The sequence below is a fragment of the Pedobacter sp. 01T416_2 genome, from assembly GCF_056398925.1.
The window spans coordinates 1-2648 of record NZ_JBFTQI010000788.1 but is presented as its reverse complement, the minus strand read 5'-3'; the positions used below and the strand labels follow the sequence as shown (position 1 = coordinate 2648).

Here is a 2648-nt window from a genome sequence, read left to right as displayed (position 1 = left end):
CCGGTAATGCCATTGGTACCGATGCTGCCGGAGCTGTAGTGATGAGTAACGGAATTGGCGTAAAAATAGAGTTGGGTGCAGGAGGAACCATCGGTGGCGCAACACCTGCCGAAGCAAACTTAATCGCCAACAACAATTTCGGGGTGGAAACGGTATCGTCAAAACCCGTAAAAATCACAAGGAACAGTTTCTTTTGCAACAAGACATTTGGCATCGGAAAAACCCTATCGATCCTTCAACCCTACATTCAGGTACTGAAAAAAAGAAATGATTATGTTTCGGGTAAKGCCACACCCAACTCAGAAGTAGAACTATTTTATACCGTAAATTGCCAAGGTATCTGTGAAGGTAAAACCTATATTGCAACTGTACAGGCCGGTAGCGATGGTCGTTGGGAATACAACGGAACCCTAAGCGGAATGGTTACTGCAACAGCCAGCTTATTAAATGCAACCACCTCTCCTTTCTCTACTGCTGAATTATTACCAAACGAAGCTATAGTAGAACCTGTAACCTGTAATGCCAATGGATCAATCACCATCCCAGAGCCCCGCGAAGGTTTTACTTTTAGCTGGGTAAAAATAGAAACAGATGGTAGCCGCGTACCTAAAGGAAATACACAAAGCATCTCCAATTTAGATGTAGGCACTTACGAGGTAACCGTTGATGATGGCTGCAAAGCATTTCCATCGGTGTTTATCATCAAAGATCAGAAGTTAACCAAACCTACTATTCTGCCAGTTTCGCCTGCCTGCGGACAAACCACTTTTACATTTACAGCTGAGGTTTTAAGGGGTAAAGGTGTATTAAAATACGAGTGGATAAATACCGCAACAAATGCCGTGGTAAGCAGAAGTAACCCAGCTAATTTACCAGAAGGCACCTACTTCGTAAAAGTATCGGATGAAGCAAACTGCTCATTAGATTCTGATCCGATTACAGTTAGAAGGAAACCTCAACCTAAAATTGGGAATCCAACTAAAACCACCTCTGCAGCATGTGGTAAAGAAAACGGATCTATTGTAGGCATTACCATTACAGATGCAACGGGTACCTTAAGCTACAAATGGTTTAAACGCGATCCGATCACAGGAATTTTAGGTACAGATGTGGTGTCAACTACATTGGATCTGGAAAATGTAGGAGGCGGCAACTATACTTTATCTGTTTCTGACGAAGGGCAATGTTCGCCAGTTTCCTCATCTTTCTTTATCGGCACCTATAGCGATGTTGCGATTAACGGAGGGACAGTTACTCCGGCCAGATGTGGTGTTAACAATGGTGTTATTGATGGTGTATCGATTACCAATGCCGATACATACGAGTGGTTAGGCCCAACGGGGCAAAGCATCAAAAAAGGACCGTACTCCCCTGGCATGTCAATAAAAATGATTGACCTTGCCCCAGGAACTTATACATTAAGAGCCAGCAATTCGCTGTATACCTGCACTTTAGACAGAACTTTCAGGGTAGATGCATTAACACCAACGGTTTATACCTTTACGCCAACCGTTAACAACACCACTTGCGAGTTGATTAACGGAAGTATCAACCTAAACTTCAGTTCCGTTCTTCCAACATTGTTTAAATGGGTAGATGAATCAGGCGCTACAGTTGCAGGTGCAACCAAAACAGGGAACATTATTGAACTTAAAAATTTGCCCGGAGGCAATTACAGGATGTTTGCCTATGATGTGAACAATTGTGAAACTATTTTAGGACCATACGCCATCAATATCACGCCAAAACTAAACATCGTTTCCAATACAGCAACCGTAATTAAAGATGGCTGTACTTTACAGAGAGGTTCTGTTAAAGGCATACAGGTAATCGGTGGTATTCCAGCGTATGATTTTAAATGGATAAACGAAGCTGGCGAGGCTGTTCAATACACTCAAGATCTAATTAATGTTGGCGCAGGCACCTATCGTTTAGAAGTAAAAGACAAAACATCTTGTGGTTATGCCATCAGCGAGGCTTATACCGTAGTAGATGAGCCTTTTAAAATCATAGCTCCCATCATCAACGATCTACGCGTTTGTTATGTTTCAGATATCGTTTTACCTGTAATTGCACCAGAAGAAGGCACCTTCCAGCTCTTTGAAAAAATTGATGATACGAAGCCATTTTCAGAAAACACCAACGGAATATTCAAATTTAGGGTAGCCAAAACGGCAGATTATTTTGTGAGGAGAAAACTGGGTTCTTGTACAAGCGAGTTTACCAAGGTACATGTAGAAGTAACACACGATAACCTGGAGGTTACCAACACCATGACCCCGAATGGAGATGGTATGAACGATGTTTGGCAAGTGAGGGGTTTACCAGATTTTAATGGCACCAATATTAAAATCTACACCCGTGGCGGTCAGTTGGTTTACGAATCGATCGGCAATTATACCAAACCTTTTGATGGTAGATTTAGGGATAAAGAATTACCAGCAGGGGTTTATTATTATGTGATCGATTTGCGGGCTGAATGTAAACCACTAGGTGGCAGCATAACACTTTTACGTTAAAATTGCCTACTTGGACAAACTACCTGATAGCGGTTATTCAATAAAATACCCAGTACAATTTCGTGGGTACCATTATTTACCGAACGTAATCCTGAAGTATTTACATCATAAGAATAACTCAGGTTTACC

General features: G+C 41.8%; 2 protein-coding genes. One reads left to right on the top strand and one right to left on the bottom strand.

What is annotated here, in order from left to right:
- A partial coding sequence (locus tag AC1DPQ_RS24095) for a gliding motility-associated C-terminal domain-containing protein (RefSeq protein WP_477611118.1) occupies positions 1–2519 on the top strand: 2519 nt, incomplete at its 5' end.
- Here the strand turns inward: AC1DPQ_RS24095 and AC1DPQ_RS24090 are convergent.
- Positions 2516–2641 (bottom strand): hypothetical protein, encoded by a 126-nt coding sequence (locus AC1DPQ_RS24090; RefSeq protein WP_477611119.1) that lies wholly within the window; start codon positions 2639–2641, stop codon positions 2516–2518. The two genes, AC1DPQ_RS24095 and AC1DPQ_RS24090, sit on opposite strands and share 4 nt — an antisense overlap.
- Between the last annotated feature and the right edge of the window lie 7 nt (positions 2642–2648).